Source organism: Streptomyces sp. GESEQ-35 (genome assembly GCF_017948485.1).
Lineage (GTDB): Bacteria > Actinomycetota > Actinomycetes > Streptomycetales > Streptomycetaceae > Streptomyces.
Window position 1 is genome coordinate 78,605 of sequence record NZ_JAFFSX010000036.1, and the last position, 15,423, is coordinate 94,027.

Sequence of the window (15,423 nt, forward strand, 5' to 3'; positions counted from 1 at the left end):
TTTTCAAAGCAACGTCAAGGCCGTTGCGCGCGCAATGTCCAAGTACGAGTTCTTTGAGGGAGGTTGGAGTCTGTGAGTGTGATGTAAAACCCAGACATCCGGGAGCAGAAAGGCAACTGCCACCAGGGAGGCGACAGTTGCCTTGTCGACAAAGCGGCGAACCCGCGCCCTTTGTCCGGCGCTACTTCTCCTGCTGCTTGCGCCAGCGAATTCCGGCCTCCAGGAACCCGTCGATCTCGCCGTTGAACACGGCCTCCGGGTTGCCGACCTCGAACTCGGTGCGCAGGTCCTTGACCATCTGGTACGGGTGCAGGACGTACGAACGCATCTGGTTGCCCCAGGAGTTGCCGCCGTCGCCCTTCAGGGCGTCCATCTTGGCCTGCTCCTCCTGACGGCGCCGATCGAGCAGCTTGGCCTGGAGGACATTCATCGCGGACGCCTTGTTCTGGATCTGCGACCGCTCGTTCTGGCAGGAGACGACGATGCCGGTGGGCAGGTGGGTGAGCCGCACCGCGGAGTCGGTCGTGTTGACGCCCTGGCCGCCGGGTCCGGACGACCGGTACACGTCCACCCTCAGCTCGGACTCGTCGATCTCGATGTGGTCGGTCTGCTCGACCACGGGAAGGACCTCGACGCCCGCGAAGGAGGTCTGCCGGCGCCCCTGGTTGTCGAAGGGCGAGATCCGGACAAGCCGGTGCGTGCCCTGCTCGACGGAGAGCGTGCCGTAGGAGTACGGCACCTGCACGGCGAACGTGGTCGACTTGATGCCGGCCTCTTCGGCGTACGACGTTTCGTAGACCTCGGTCTTGTATCCGTGCCGCTCGGCCCAGCGCAGGTACATCCGCTGGAGCTTCTCGGCGAAGTCGGCGGCGTCGACGCCACCGGCTTCCGCGCGGATGTTCACGAGCGCCTCGCGGGAGTCGTACTCACCGCTGAGCAGCGTCCGCACTTCCATCTCGTCCAGGGCCTTCTTGACGGCGGTGAGCTCGGACTCGGCCTCGGCGCGGGTGTCCGGGTCGTCCTCCTCCTCGGCCATCTCGAAGAGCACGCTCAGATCGTCGATCCGTCCGCGCAGCGCCTCCGCCTTCCTGACCTCGGCCTGGAGGTGGGAGAGCTTGCTGGTGATCTTCTGCGCCTCGTCCGGGTTGTCCCACAGGGACGGCGCGGCCGCCTGCTCCTCGAGCACGGCGATGTCTGCCCTCAGCTTGTCGAGGTCCAGAACGGCCTCGATCGACTCCATGGTCGAGGAGAGGGACTTGAGCTCTTCGGATACATCGACGACTGCCACGCCTCCAGCGTAACGGCTCCGCCAAGCGGCCAGCGCCGGGTGAGCGTCACTTGCCCGTGACCGGAGCGGGGGCCCGGCGGCGGGACACTCACGGCGCCGCCGGTGCCGAGTTCTTCGTGTCCTGCGGGGTCGCTCCCGCGTCGTCGCCCGAGGTCGCCAGCCACGTACCCACCCCGGCGGCCGCCATCAGCACCGCCGCAGCCACTCCCAGCGTCACCCTGCGCCGCCGGGTCACCGCCCGGTGCCGCGCGGAACCGGGCCGAGGCGCACCCGCGGCCCGCGGCACCCGCGCCGTCCCCCGCGCACCCCCGGCCAGCTCATCGGGCCCCGGCACCCTCATCGACGTATGCGTGTCCCGGTTGGAGTCGGCCGGCTTCGCCCCGGGAACCAACGGCACCGCACCCCGCCGCCGTGCGCGCTCACCGCTCTTCGGGGGCGGGACCGGAGCGTCGGTCGCCTCCTCCGGCGTCTCCTCGTCCGACTCCGCGTCCGGCTCGTCCACGTCCAGCGGCGGCATCCCGGCCAGCAGCGGCAGCATCTCCCGCAGCCGCGCGCCCATTTCGGAGGCCCGCAGCCGCGAGGCCGGCGCCTTGGCGAGGCACTGGACGAGCAGTTGCCACAGCTCGTCGGGGATCCCGGGGAGGGGGACGACCGTCTCCGTCACATGGCGCCGCAGCACCGCGCCGGGATGTCCGCCGCCGAAGGGTGTGAAGCCGGCCAGCAGCTCGTACAGCACGGTCGCCAGCGCGTAGATGTCGACCGCCGCCCGCGGGGGCAGGCCCTCGACGATCTCCGGCGCGAGATAGTCCGGCGTACCGATGATCTTCGTCGCGCGGGTCCGCCGCGGGGAGTCGATGAGTTTCGCCACACCGAAGTCGGTCAGCAGGGCGCGGTGCGAGCTCCCGGGCCCGAGCGGGCCCTGCATGTCGAGCAGCACGTTCTCCGGCTTCACGTCCCGGTGCACGACTCCGGCGGCATGCGCGGCCGCGAGCCCGTCCGCGACGTCCGCGACGATCGCGACCGCCGCCTCGGGGGCCAGCCGCCGGTCGCGGTCCAGCCGGGTGCGCAGATCGGTGCCCCGTACGAGATCCATGACGAGTGCGAGGTCGTTGCCGTCGACCACCAGGTCGCGCACGGAGACGACGTTCGGGTGCTCGAGGCCGAGCAGCGCCGTGCGCTCCTGTACGAAGCGGCCGACGAGCTCCTGGTCGGACGCGAGGTCCTCGCGCAGCAGCTTGATGGCGACGGGCCCTTCCGGCCCCTCGCCCAGCCACACCGTGCCGGCGCTGCCCCGCCCCAGGATCTGGTGCGCGGTGTACCGGCTGCCGATCTTCCGTGCCAAGGCTGCTCCTACAGACGCGGTTTAGTCGCTAAAACTACGCGTCCGACGAGCCAACCTTCACCGCGGAGGCGGAAATCACCCGCCAGGTGTCGACAAATCCCCAACCCCGCCACCACGGAGGTGGATTCAGGGGATGGCTTCAGTTGGAGCCCGAGTCCCCGCCACCGAGTTCCTCGACCCATCCGGTGACCGTGTTGAACGTGTCGCCGATCTGGTCCCAGTAGCTCTTGCCCGTGCCGATCCAGTCCTGAAGCGGGCTCAGCTCCCAGACCAGCCACCCGGCGACGAACAGGATGACGATCGTGAAAAGGCACCCCTTCAGACAGCCGAGCCCGGGGATCTTCATCGGGTTGGAGCTGCGCTGCCGCGACTGCCGCGGCTCGCGCGGCGGCGGCTGCTGCGGCTGCTGGGGCGGCGCGTACCGCTGGGGCTGCTGAGGCTGCTGAGGCTGCTGCGGGGCGTACCGCTGCGGCTGTTGTTGCTGCGGATAGCCGTAGCCCTGCTGCTGCGGCTGTTGCCGGCGCGGCTGCTGCTGGGGCTGCTGCGGCCGGGCGACCTGCCGCTGAGGCCGACGGCGCAGCGGGTCCTGGCTGGGGTCGAGGTACTGGACCTGCGTCGGTTCGTTGCGGTCGCGGGCGGCTCGCATCTGGTTCTGCCAGGGATGCGGGTCCTCGGGCCCCCCGGGCTGCTGGCCCGGCTGCCCCTGGGGCACCGGCGGCATGACGGCGGTCGGGTCGGCCGCGCCGCGGTTCGGCAGTACGGAGGTGGGGTCGCCGGCGCCGACCGGGCCGCCGGTGTGGGGCATGACGCTGGTCGCGGCGTTCGGGTCGTAGTTCCCGTGCGGCAGCACCTGCGTCGGGTCGGCGGATCCGGGCACGCCGGGTACGGCCGTGGGCGCCGGGTCGGGCGCGAGGAGCATGCCGACGCCCTCGGCGGCGGCGATCTGCGCGGAGTTCGCGTGCACCCCGATGCCCTCGGCGACGACGCGCAGCCCGCGGGCGAGGCTCTCGGCGCTGGGCCGCTCGTCCGGGTTCTTGCGCATACAGCGCTCGATGACCGTCCAGAGCGCGTCGGGAACGGTGGAGGGGCGGCGCGGTTCGGCGCTCAGATGCTGGTGCAGGACCTCGAGGGCCGAGCCGCCGGAGAACGGCGGACGGCCGGTGACCAGCTCGTACAGCAGGATTCCGGCGCCGTAGATGTCGACGGCGGAGGTCTGCGGGCGGCCCTCGGCGGACTCGGGCGCGATGTACGCGGGCGTGCCGACGAACTCCTGGGTGCGGGTCAGGCCCGGGGAGTCGGCGAGGCGCGCGATACCGAAGTCGGTGAGCATCGGGTGCATCTGGCCGCCCTGCTGGGCGAGCAGGACGTTGGCCGGCTTCAGGTCGCGGTGGACGACGCCGTCGGCATGGCTGGCGCCGAGCGCGTCCGCGATCTGGGCGGTGAGCAGGGATGCACCGACCGGGCTGAGGGGCCCGCTCTCACGCAGGTAGCGATGGAGGTCGGGGCCGTCGATCAGGTCCATGACCAGGGCCAGCAGATCACCCTCGACGACCAGGTCACGGACCCGGACGATGTTCGGGTGAGTGAGCCGCAACAGGACGGAGCGCTCTCTCAGGAAGCGCATCACGATGTCGGGATCGCTCGCGAGCTCTTCCTTGAGGACCTTGATCGCGACGGTCTCGCCGGGCTGGCCTGGCACGGCGGCCTCGGCGCCCGCGGTCTCCCGTTGGCGAGCTCGCCAGACGGTGCCCGTGGCGCCGCGTCCGAGCGGCTCCTCGAGCAGGTACTTGCTGCCTACCGGCCGCACGTCATGTGCTCCCTGCTGCTTGCCTGTGTTTCGCTGCTTGCCTGTGTTTCCGAACCACTGTAGTGCCGTCGCGGCCGGCACCGGGCTGTCGTCCGACTGTCCATGCGTCTGTCCATGTTCGAAGGAAAGACGCTCGACTCGGTCCGTCGGTTGCCGGACCCGGACGTGAGCGATCCCAAGTGGCTCCCGAACGATCACAGGTGCGGTACCGGTCAGGCACTTTTACGGGCAGAGCCGACCAATCAAGATCACTTGCCACCTGGCGGGGGGCGCGTTGTCAGTGGCAGGTGCGAGGATGCCTTCAGTACTGGCCGACGTGCTCGTGTGGGGTGGGGGGAAGTCCGCGCCGCGCCCGCGCAGAAGGGACCGCTGACGCGATGCAGATCCGGCTGACCGTCATAGACCCCCTGGGGGCGCCCTCACCCGGCCGCGCCGCGAGCTGCGACGTACTGGTCACAGCGCCCGCGGGCACGGCGCTGTCCGCGGTCGCGTCGGCGCTCACCTCAGCGGTCTCCGGCAGCGACGGCCCGGCCGTGCTGTTCGCCGGGGCGGAGCGGCTCGACGACCGGCGCGGCACGCTGGGCGAGCCCCCGCTGATAGACGGCGCCGTGCTGTCCCTGGGCGCCCCGGCCGAGCCCGAACCGCACCCCGAGGTCGACGACGCCCCGACCCGGCTGGACATCGTCGCGGGCCCGGACGCAGGCGGGGTCCACCTCCTGCACGGCGGCCAGATCCACATCGGCCGCTCCGCCGACGCCGACGTCGCCCTCGACGACCCGGACGTCTCCCGCCTCCACTGCGCGGTCACCGTCGCCGCCGACGGCCGTGTCACGGTCGCCGATCTCGGCTCCACCAACGGCACGACCCTGGACGGCAGCCGAGTGAGCACCCGCCCGGTCCGCTTCACCCCGGGCACCCTGCTCCGCATCGGCGAGTCCGCACTCCGACTGGCCCCCGCCGGCGGCCCTGGACCGCGTCTACGGACGGCACCCGACGGAGAAGGGCATGTGCGGGTGCCTGCCGGGGACGGCGAGACCCCGGGAGCGCCACACGCGCGTGCGGCGGCCCAAACGGCAGGGTCCGGGCCTTCCGGCAGCACGTCCCACGCCTACGGGACGGCGGCCTGGGCGACACCGGGGCAAGGCTCCGGTGAAGCGGCGGTGGTGCCGGAGCAGGGCGGCGCACCGCACATCGAGCGCCGTGGGACGGCCGCCGACGCGGCTCGCGGAGCGGCTCCGAGGGGGCGCTCGGGTGGGGGCGACACCCACGGGGGCCGGTTCGGAGCGGGCGGACCGACGGCGGCGTCCGTCGGCAGGTCCGCCGACGGTGGGCTCGACGCCGGCGCCTTCGGTGCAAGTGCCGGGAGCGGGCGCGACAGTGGCGCCCGCCGAGCCGGGCGTGACAGTGACACCTTCGGTGCGGCTGCCGGGGGCAGCCCCGTCGACACGGTCTCCGGCACCACAGCCCACGGCTCCGGTACGACGGCCAAGGGCAGGCTCGCCGACACAGCTGCCGGTGGGGCGGCCGGGGGCACCAACCCCGGTACAGCTGCCGGGCGCTCGCCGGGCGGCCCTGATCCCCGTACACCTGCCGGGCGTTCACCCGGCGACCCTGATCCCCGTACACCTGCCGGGCGTTCACCGGGCGGCCCCGATCCCCGTACACCCGCGGGGCGTTCACCGGGCGACCCCGATCCCCGTACGACGGCCGGCCACTCGCTCGGCGGCACCGATCCCCGCCCGACCGCCGGAGGCACCCGCAGCGACGCAGGGTCCGGTACGACGACCGAACACACGCTCAGCGGCGCCGCTTCCGGCACGGCGGCCGGAGACACGCTCGGCGGCCCCAACCCCGGTACAGCTACCGGGCGTTCACCGGGCGGCCCTGATCCCCGTACACCTGCGGGGCGTTCACCCGGCGACCCCGATCCCCGTACACCTGCCGGGCGTTCACCCGGCGACCCCGATCCCCGTACGACGACCGGCCACTCTCCCGGCGGCACCGATCCCCGCCCGACCGCCGGAGGCACCGGCGGTGGCGCGGTCTTTGACGGGGCGGCGCACGACCGGCTCGGTGATCGGGCATCCGAGGCGGCAGCCGGAGAGGCGTCGGCCCACCCTGCTGATGGCAGGAGCCGGCGCAAAGGGACTCCCCTCCGTGGGACCGACATGCCGCAGGGCGTGCGGAGGCGCGGGGGGCTGACAGCGTGGGCGCGGCGGTTGGCCGGGGGGCGCGCGGAGCAGGGAGCGGCCGGACGCGGGGCGTACGACGAGGAAGTGGCCGAGGCCGCGGCGGAACCCTCGGTCACCGCATCCCCCGTACCGGAGGTCTGGCCGGACCCGGCGGCGCTGCTGCTGACGGCGCTGGGCCCCGGGCCCCGGCTGTGGGAGCGCGGCCTGGGACACCCGGAGGCACTCACCGTGCGGCTGGGCACCACCGACCGCACGGCACCCGACGGCTCCGGCCTGCTGCCCGCCGTGCCGGTCACCGCCGATCTGCGCGAGGTCGGGGCGCTGGGGCTGGCCGGCCCGCGCGCGCGGCTCGCCGGGCTGGCCCGCGCGGTCGTGGCCCAGCTCGCCGCGCTGCACTCCCCCGACACCCTGGAAGTCGTCCTGATCAGCGCGGACCGCGCCCGCCCGGTGGAGGAACGCACCGCCGAGTGGTCCTGGCTGGGCTGGCTCCCCCACCTCCGCCCGGGCCATGGCCAGGACTGCCGCCTCCTCCTCGCCTACGACCGTGAACAGGCCACCGCCCGCACCGACGAACTGCTGCGCCGCCTGGAGGACAACCTGGCGGAACTGAGAAGCGGTACGCCGACGCCCCCGACCGCCGAGGGCGCCACCACGGCCACCAGGCAGGGCAGGTCCGCGACCGGAACGAGTCCGGCAACCACCGGCGGACCCGACGGATCCGCCCCCGCGGTCACCCCGGCATCCGCAGACGTATCCATCCCCTCCGCCCGCCGCGCCACGGCGTCGTACGACACACCCGCGAACCATCCCGACCCCCAGGAGCCGGTCCGGGGCGCGGCCCACCGGCCCTCCTGGGCCGCGGACGACGAAGCCGTGCACGGCGGGGGCGGATTCGCGGGGCCGTACACCGTGGTCGTCGTGGACGGAGACCCCGGTGGTGCCGACGTGCGGGAGGCGGTGGCGCGGCTGGCGTCTCAGGGGCCGCGGGTCGGCATACATGTCGTGTGCCTGGCCGAGACGGCTCCCGCCTCCCCGGCCTCGCCGGTGACGGAGACGTACGAGGCGGCATGCGGAGCGTCCCCGGTCTTCCGAGAGTGCGGTGCCGTCGCGCTGCTCAGCGGTGATGTGGCCACGGCGCTGCGGCTGATGCGGGTCGCGGGGGCGGGGGCGTCGCTGCCCGGCCCCGTCGGACACGGCACGGTCGCCACGGTGGACGCCGTCTCGCTCGCGTGGGCGGAGCGGTTCGCGCGGGCGCTGGCGCCGCTCCGGACGGACGGTGCCGCGGGAGAGCGGCAGGGCAGGGTGTCGGCGCCGTTGCCCCAGGTGACACGTCTGCTGGACGAGTTGGGGCTCGCCCGGGCCACCCCGGCATCGCTGATGGCGCGCTGGGCGGACGCGGCCGACGACGCGGAGACGCTCGGCGGTCGGGCGCTGGCCGTGCTCGGGGCCGGGCCGCGCGGGCCGGTCTGCGCGGACCTCGTCGCCGAGGGACCGCATCTGCTGATCGAGGGACCGCACGGCAGCGGACGTACGGAGCTGCTCAGGGCCATGGTCGCGTCGCTGGCCGCCGCCGAGCGGCCCGACCGGCTGAGCGTCGTGCTGATCGACGGCCGGGACAGCGTGGGCGCGGGCAGCGGACACGGCGAGGGCCTGCGTGTGTGTACGGACGTACCGCATGTGACCACCCATCTGGCCGCCAACGACCCCGTGCGGATGCGGGAGTTCGCGCAGTCGCTGAGTGCCGAGCTGAAACGGCGGGCCGAGTTGCTGGGGCGCGCGGACTTCGCCGACTGGCACACCGGGCGGGAGCTGTCCGGCCGTATGGTCGCCCAGCGATCGGCGGGTTCGAGTGCTTCCGGTGGTGCCGGGGACATCGACGCGCCGCCCAGTTCGACGATCCGGCTGCGGCCTGCGGCCGCTCGTCAGCAGGCCGAGGTGATACCTCCGCTGCCGCGGCTCGTCGTGGTCGTGGACGACCTGGACGCGCTGGTGTCGCCCGCCCTCGGTTCACCGGGGCGGCCGGCCGCCGGGTCCGTGATGCGGGCGCTGGAGGCCGTGGCCCGGGAGGGTGAGCGGCTCGGCGTGCACCTGGTCGCCGCGGCGGGGGTCGGCGGTCGTACGGCCCAGACCGAGCCGGCCCAGCAGGCGACGCTGCGGGTCACTCTCGACCCGCCCGCACCGGGTCCGGACGAGCCGGCGCCGGGACGTGGACGGTTGACGTTCGCCGACGGCCGGGGGACGCCCTTCCAGGGCGGGCGCGTCACGGGCCGGATTCCCCGTACGGCGACCCTGCGGCCGACGGTCGTACCGCTGGAGTGGGAGCGCATGGGCGATCCTCCGGCCCGCCGTCCCGTCCGGGAGCTGGGGAACGGACCGACGGACCTGGCGTTGCTCGCGAGCGCGTTGGAGAGGGCGGCGCGGGAGGTGTCGGCGGTGTCGGTGCCCTCGCTTCTTTAGGCGCGAGCCGCGACACACCCGCACCCGAGTCCGCCCGCCCCCGGAGCGCTTGGTCACGACGGCATCACGATCACCGTCTTGACACTGAACGCGCTCTTGCCGACCCCAGGCACCCGGCGTAGACCAGATCGCACGGGACAGCGTTCGGACGTTCGACGAGGAACGAAGAACGGGGCAGTGATGCGTAGCACGTACAGCACCATCCGGAAACAGACGGCAGCGAAAGCCGCAGCCGCCGTCCTCGCGGGAGCACTCGCACTCACACTCACCGCGTGCGGCGGAGACGACGACAGCGGCGGCGGCGACAGCAATGAGACGGGCGGCACGGAGAGCGGTACCACCGTCACCCTCCCCAAACTGAACGGCGAGAGCCTTGAAGTCGCCGCCGTGTGGAGCGGCGCGGAGCAGGACAACTTCAAGAAGGTCCTCGCGGAGTTCGAGAAGCGCACGGGCGCCAAGGTCTCCTTCGTGCCCGCGCAGGACCCGATCGTCAACTTCCTGGGCTCGAAGATCGCGGGCGGCCAGCCGCCGGACATCGCGATGCTCCCGCAGCCCGGCGCCATCAAGCAGGCCGTGGACAAGAAGTGGGCCAAGCCGCTGGGCGCCGAGGCCAAGGCCGAGCTCGCCAAGAACTACTCACAGGGCTGGCAGGACATCGGCAAGGTCGGCAGCGAGCAGTACGGCGTCTACTACAAGGCCGCCAACAAGTCCCTGATCTGGTACAACACACAGGTCTTCGAGAACGCGGGGGCCACGGAACCGAAGACCTGGGACGAACTCCTCACCGCCGCCCAGACCATCTACGACTCCGGTGTCACACCGTTCTCCGTCGGCGGCGCCGAGGGCTGGACCCTCACCGACTGGTTCGAGAACATCTACCTCTCCCAGGCGGGCCCGGAGAAGTACGACCAGCTCGCCCAGCACGAGATCAAGTGGACGGACCCGTCCGTGAAGGACGCGCTGACCACGCTGGCGCAGGTCTGGGGCAAGAAGGACTATGTCGCCGGCGGTGCGAAGGGCGCCCTACAGACGGACTTCCCGGCCTCGGTGACGCAGACCTTCACCGGCGGCGACCAGCCCAAGGCCGGCATGGTCTACGAGGGCGACTTCGCGCAGGTCAACATCGGTACGGCGGGCGCGAAGGTCGGCACGGACGCGAAGGTGTTCCCCTTCCCGGCCGTGGGCGACAGCTCCCCCGTGGTCTCCGGCGGCGACGCGGCGGTGATCCTGAAGGACTCCAAGGCGGCGCAGGCGCTGGCCACCTTCCTGGCCTCCCCGGACGCGGCAACGATCCAGGCGAAGCTGGGCGGCTATCTCTCGCCGAACAAGAACGTGGACAACTCGGCGTATCCGAACCCGGTGCAGCAGAAGATCGCCAAGGCCCTCGTCGACTCGGGCGACGACTTCCGCTTCGACATGTCCGACCAGGCCCCGCAGGCCTTCGGCGGCACCCCGGGCAAGGGCGAGTGGAAGGCACTCCAGGACTTCCTGACGAACCCGAAGGACATCGCGGGCACGCAGGCGAAGCTGGAGGCCGACGCGGCGGCCGCCTACGGAGGCTGACGCGATGACGTCCGCCACGGCGGCAGGGGGCCCTCCGCCCCCTGCCGCTCCCAAGTCGCGCAAGAGCGTGACCGGCACCCGGAAGACCGTGGCAGCGCTGTTCCTGCTGCCCGCTCTCGTGCTGCTGGGCGCGCTCGTGGTCTACCCGATCGGGTACTCGGTCGTCCGCAGTTTCTACGACCAGTCGGGAAGCGGTTTCGCCGGATTCGACAACTACGAAGCCCTGTTCACCGACGACGGCATCCGCACCGCCCTGAAGAACAACGTCATCTGGGTGGTGTTCGCGCCGACGGTCGCCACCGCGCTCGGTCTGATCTTCGCGGTGCTGACCGAGCGGGTGCGCTGGGGCACGGCGTTCAAGCTGGTCGTCTTCATGCCGATGGCGATCTCCATGCTGGCGGCCGGCATCATCTTCCGCCTCGTCTACGACGCGGACCCGGAGAAGGGCGTCGCGAACGCGGTGTGGGTGGGCATCCACGACACGTTCGCCGAGTCGTCCGCGTTCCCGAAGGCCCACCCGGGCCGTGAGTCGCCGCTGGAGGCACAGAGCGGCGGCTTCATCACCAAGGCGACGGTCCAGACCGGGGACACGGTCACCCTCCCCCTTGTGGGCGTCGCCCCCGAGCAGATGCCCGGCGACGCGAAGAGGGCCGTATCGCCGCAGGCCGACCCGGGCATGATCACCGGTACGACCTGGCAGGACTTCACGCGCGGCAAGGGCGTCGGCACGCTCGGCGCGCCCGACGCGACCGAACTGGGCTACCCCGGCATGAAGATCGAGGCGGTCAAGGACGGCAAGGTCGTGGAGTCGGCGAGGGCCGGCGCGGACGGCACGTTCTCCTTGTCGGAAAAGGCCGACGGCGCCCAGCTCCGCCTCCCGGCGAGCAACTTCAAGGAGCCGTACAACGGCCTGGACTGGCTCGGCCCGTCGCTGGTCACGCCGTCGATCATCGGGTCGTACATCTGGATGTGGGCCGGTTTCGCGATGGTGCTGATCGCGGCCGGGCTCGCGGGCATCCCCCGCGAACTGCTGGAGGCGGCCCGTGTCGACGGCGCCAGTGAGTGGCAGGTGTTCCGCAGAGTCACGGTCCCCCTGCTGGCGCCCGTCCTCGCGGTCGTCATCGTCACCCTGATGATCAACGTGCTGAAGATCTTCGACCTGGTCTACATCATCGCCCCGGGCTCCGCCCAGGACGATGCGAACGTCCTCGCACTGGAGCTGTACAGAAAGGGCTTCTCCGAGGACCAGCCGGGCATCGCCAGCGCCATCTCGGTGTTCCTGCTTCTGCTGGTCATCCCGGTGATGTGGTTCAACATTCGTCGGCTCAGGCGGGAGGTACGGCGATGAGCGGCCACCTGTCTTTCTGCTGGGGGTCCGGGGGTTATCCCCCGGGAAGGCGCAGTAACATTCGTCGGCTCAGGCGGGAGGTACGGCGATGACCACACATGCCGACAGGCTCTCCGAGCCGGCGCCGGTCGAGGCGGTCAAGGCGAAGCAGTCCCTGGGCTCGCGCCTCGTAGAAGGGGTCAGCGGCGGGCTGGTCCGGGTGTTCCTCATCCTCGTCGGACTGTTCTGGCTGGTCCCGACGATCGGGCTGCTCCTCTCCTCGCTGCGTCCCCCGGAGGAGATGACGATCAGCGGCTGGTGGGACGTCTTCAGCAAGCCGTCCCAGCTCACCTTCGAGAGCTACGACAAGCTCCTCCAGAACAGCGGCATCACCGACTCGCTCGTCAACACCCTGCTGATCACGGTCCCGGCGACGGTCCTCGTCGTCGTCATCGGCGCGCTCGCGGGCTATGCGTTCGCGTGGATGGAGTTCCCGGGCCGCGACTGGTGGTTCCTCGGGGTCGTCGGTCTGCTGGTGGTGCCGGTGCAGGTGGCGCTGATTCCGGTCGCCGAACTCTTCGGCAAGATCGGCCTGTTCGGCAACATCATGGGCGTGGTCCTCTTCCACACGGGTTTCGGCCTGCCCTTCGCGGTGTTCCTGCTGCGGAACTTCTTCGCGGAGATCCCGAAGGAACTGCTGGAGGCGGCCCGACTCGACGGTGCGGGTGAACTGCGCCTGTTCGTCCGGGTCGTGATGCCGCTGGGCGGGCCCGCGATCGCGAGCCTGGGCATCTTCCAGTTCCTGTGGGTGTGGAACGACATGCTGATCGCGCTGGTGTTCTCCGACACCAACAGTCAGCCGATCACGGTGGCCCTCCAGACGCAGATGCGCGCGTTCGCCGACAACGTCGACATCCTGGCGCCGGGCGCGTTCATCTCCATGGTGGTCCCGCTGGTCGTGTTCTTCGCGTTCCAGCGACAGTTCGTGTCCGGGGTGATGGCGGGCGCGGTGAAGTAGTCCGTACACAGGGACGTCAGAGGGGTGGGCCGACACCGGCCCACCCCTCAACATTTACTCACGATCCCCCATATGCCGTACGAAACGTAACCAAGTCACTCCACTGGCCGTTCCCGGGCCGGAACGCCCGCGCCGACCCATGGATGTGCCTTGCCCAGGTTCAGTGTCATCGTCCCCGCGTACCAGGTTCAGGCGTATCTGCACGAGTGCCTGGAGTCGGTGCTCTCCCAGTCGTGTCCGGATCTGGAACTGATCGCCGTGGACGACTGCTCGCCGGACGCCTGCGGTGCGATCGTCGACGAGTTCGCGGCCCGCGACCCGCGCGTACGGCCGCTGCACCTGCCGGCGAACGGAGGCCTGGGCCGGGCCCGCAACGCCGGGCTGGCCGAGGCCACCGGCGACTATGTGCTGTTCCTGGACGGCGACGACACCCTCACCCCGGACGCGCTGCGCGCGATCGCCGACCGGCTCAAGGAGACGGGTGATCCGGACGTCCTGGTGTACGACCACGCCCGCACGCACTGGTCGGGCGAGACCGTCCGCGACCAGTCCGCCGGGCACCTCACCGAACAGGGCCCGGCACCCTTCCGCCTGGGAGACCGGCCGGAGCTGCTGAACCTGCTGATGGTGGCCTGGAACAAGGCGTACCGCCGGGAGTTCGTCGAGCGTGAGGCCTTCGCCTTCCCGCCCGGCTCCGGCTACGACGATGACACTCCGTGGACCTGTCCGGTCCTCATGACCGCCGGTTCCCTCGCCACCCTCGACCGGGTCTGCGTGCACCACCGGCAGCGCCGCCGGGGCAGCGTCCTCGGCACCACAAGCCGCCGCCACTTCGATGTCTTCGAGCAGTACGACCGTCTCTTCGCGTTCCTCGACGGCCGCCCCGAACTTGCCGGGTGGCGGCCGCTGTTGTTCCGCCGGATGGTCGACCACCTGGTGACGGTGTACGGCAAGCGGGCCCGTCTCCCGCGCGCGGCCCGCACCGAGTTCCTGCGCAAGTCCCGTGTGTACTACCGGCGTTACCGCACCCCGGGCTCCCCGGTCCCGCCGGGCTCGCGTACGCGGCATGCCCTGATCCGGCTGGGCCTGCTGCGCACGTATCGCCTGCTCCGCCTCACCTCGGCCGTGCACCGCAGGGCGATGAGGCAGTCGGCCCGGCTGCTCCGATCGACGCGGGCCATGGCACTGCGGCTCCACTACCGCATCCAGCTGCGCCTGCCCCTGCGCACCGACCGCGCCGTCTTCTCCTCCCACCGGGACCGCGGCCACGGCTGCAACCCGGGCGCGTTGGAGGCCGCGTTCCGCTCCTTCGCCCCGCACATCCGCACGGCGTGGATCGCTCGCCCCGAACACCACCACACCGTCCCGACGGCGACCCGGCGCGTGCGGCCCGGCACGGCCGCGTACTGGACGGCGCTGGCCCGCTCCAAGTACCTCGTCATCAACGCCGAGTTCGACGGCCCTCCGGTCAAGCGCCCCGGCCAGGTCGTCGTCCAGACCCTGCACGGGACCCCCCTCAAGCACATGGGCCTGGACCTCCAGGAGCGTCCGGCGGCGGCCCGCGACACGGACTTCGCCGCGCTCCTGCGCAACGTCGACACATGGGACTACGTCGTCTCCGCCAACCGCCACTCCACACTAACCTGGGAGCGCGTCTACCCGGGCGGCTACACGACCCTCGCCCACGGCTGTCCCCGCAACGACATGTTCCAGCGGGCCACTTCGGCGGACGTGGCCCGGCTGCGCGAGACCCTCGGCATCCCCACGGACACGGTCGCGATCCTGTACGCGCCCACCCACCGCGACTACCGCCGCACCCAGCGCACCGCCCTCGACCTGGAGCGCGTCGTACGCCGGCTGGGCCCCCGCTTCGTCGTCCTGGCCCGCGCCCACCACCGCCACGGCGGCCCGCTCGCCGGCCCGACGGCCCGCGTCATCGACGTCACCGACCACGGAAGCGTCGAGTCCCTGTGTCTCGCCGCGGACGCCCTGGTCACCGACTACTCGTCGATCATGTTCGACTACGCCAACCTGGACCGCCCCATCGTCGTCCACGCCACGGACGACGACTGGGCGGCGTACGAGGCGGCCCGCGGCACCTACTTCGACCTGCGTTCCTTCCCGCCGGGTGCGGTCGCGCGCAGCGAGGACGAGCTGATCGACATCTTCGCCACCGGCCACTGGCGCGGCTCCCGCTCCGCCCAGCTGCGCTCCGCGTTCCGTGAGCGGTTCTGCCCGTACGACGACGGACGCGCCGCCGAGCGGGTCGTACGCCGTGTGGTGCTGGGCGAAGCGGACGCGGCCCTCCCGCCCGTCGTACCGCTCGGGGAGCGTCACCCGGTCCCGTCGCCTGCGCGCACGCGGCTGACCATGATTCCGCAACCGGCCGAAGCTCCCCGCTGACCAGGGCTGCGCAACCGGCCGAGCTC

8 protein-coding genes are annotated in these 15,423 nt (G+C 71.7%); 5 read left to right on the forward strand and 3 right to left on the reverse strand.

The window, feature by feature from the left end; genetic code table 11:
• Nucleotides 1-181: 181 nt before the first annotated feature.
• The 3 genes from prfB to KCH87_RS43955 all read right to left on the reverse strand — a co-directional run bounded on the left by prfB (nucleotide 182) and on the right by KCH87_RS43955 (nucleotide 4,437).
• Complete coding sequence (gene prfB, locus KCH87_RS43945; RefSeq protein WP_210593571.1) at nucleotides 182-1,288, reverse strand: peptide chain release factor 2; 1,107 nt, start codon at nucleotides 1,286-1,288, stop codon at nucleotides 182-184.
• A gap of 88 nt (nucleotides 1,289-1,376) precedes the next feature.
• Entirely contained in the window at nucleotides 1,377-2,630 is a 1,254-nt protein-coding gene (locus KCH87_RS43950) for a serine/threonine-protein kinase (RefSeq protein ID WP_210593572.1), read from the reverse strand.
• A gap of 139 nt (nucleotides 2,631-2,769) precedes the next feature.
• Nucleotides 2,770-4,437, reverse strand: coding sequence for a serine/threonine-protein kinase (locus KCH87_RS43955; protein ID WP_210593573.1), 1,668 nt, complete (start codon nucleotides 4,435-4,437; stop codon nucleotides 2,770-2,772).
• 377 nt (nucleotides 4,438-4,814) lie between these two features.
• Between KCH87_RS43955 and KCH87_RS43960 the strand changes: the two genes are divergently transcribed.
• From KCH87_RS43960 to KCH87_RS43980, 5 genes are all read left to right on the forward strand, one after another.
• Nucleotides 4,815-9,086, forward strand: coding sequence for an FHA domain-containing protein (locus tag KCH87_RS43960; RefSeq protein WP_210593574.1), 4,272 nt, complete (start codon nucleotides 4,815-4,817; stop codon nucleotides 9,084-9,086).
• Between the two features lie 180 nt (nucleotides 9,087-9,266).
• On the forward strand, nucleotides 9,267-10,649 hold the full coding sequence (locus tag KCH87_RS43965) for an ABC transporter substrate-binding protein (protein WP_210593575.1): 1,383 nt from the start codon (nucleotides 9,267-9,269) through the stop codon (nucleotides 10,647-10,649).
• A 4-nt stretch (nucleotides 10,650-10,653) separates the two neighbouring features.
• Nucleotides 10,654-11,997, forward strand: coding sequence for a carbohydrate ABC transporter permease (locus KCH87_RS43970; RefSeq protein WP_210593576.1), 1,344 nt, complete (start codon nucleotides 10,654-10,656; stop codon nucleotides 11,995-11,997).
• 88 nt (nucleotides 11,998-12,085) lie between these two features.
• Nucleotides 12,086-12,994, forward strand: a complete 909-nt coding sequence (locus KCH87_RS43975; RefSeq protein ID WP_210593577.1) for a carbohydrate ABC transporter permease — start codon at nucleotides 12,086-12,088, stop codon at nucleotides 12,992-12,994.
• Between the two features lie 150 nt (nucleotides 12,995-13,144).
• The gene (locus tag KCH87_RS43980; RefSeq protein WP_210593578.1) at nucleotides 13,145-15,397 is read left to right on the forward strand and encodes a bifunctional glycosyltransferase family 2 protein/CDP-glycerol:glycerophosphate glycerophosphotransferase; all 2,253 of its coding nucleotides are present in this window, start codon (nucleotides 13,145-13,147) and stop codon (nucleotides 15,395-15,397) included.
• Nucleotides 15,398-15,423: the final 26 nt, after the last annotated feature.

Coding starts and splice junctions, on each gene's coding strand:
- KCH87_RS43965 (WP_210593575.1), top strand. CDS start 9,267: ATGCGTAGCACGTACAGCACCATCCGGAAACAGACGGCAGCGAAAGCC.
- KCH87_RS43960 (WP_210593574.1), top strand. CDS start 4,815: ATGCAGATCCGGCTGACCGTCATAGACCCCCTGGGGGCGCCCTCACCC.
- KCH87_RS43975 (WP_210593577.1), top strand. CDS start 12,086: ATGACCACACATGCCGACAGGCTCTCCGAGCCGGCGCCGGTCGAGGCG.
- KCH87_RS43970 (WP_210593576.1), top strand. CDS start 10,654: ATGACGTCCGCCACGGCGGCAGGGGGCCCTCCGCCCCCTGCCGCTCCC.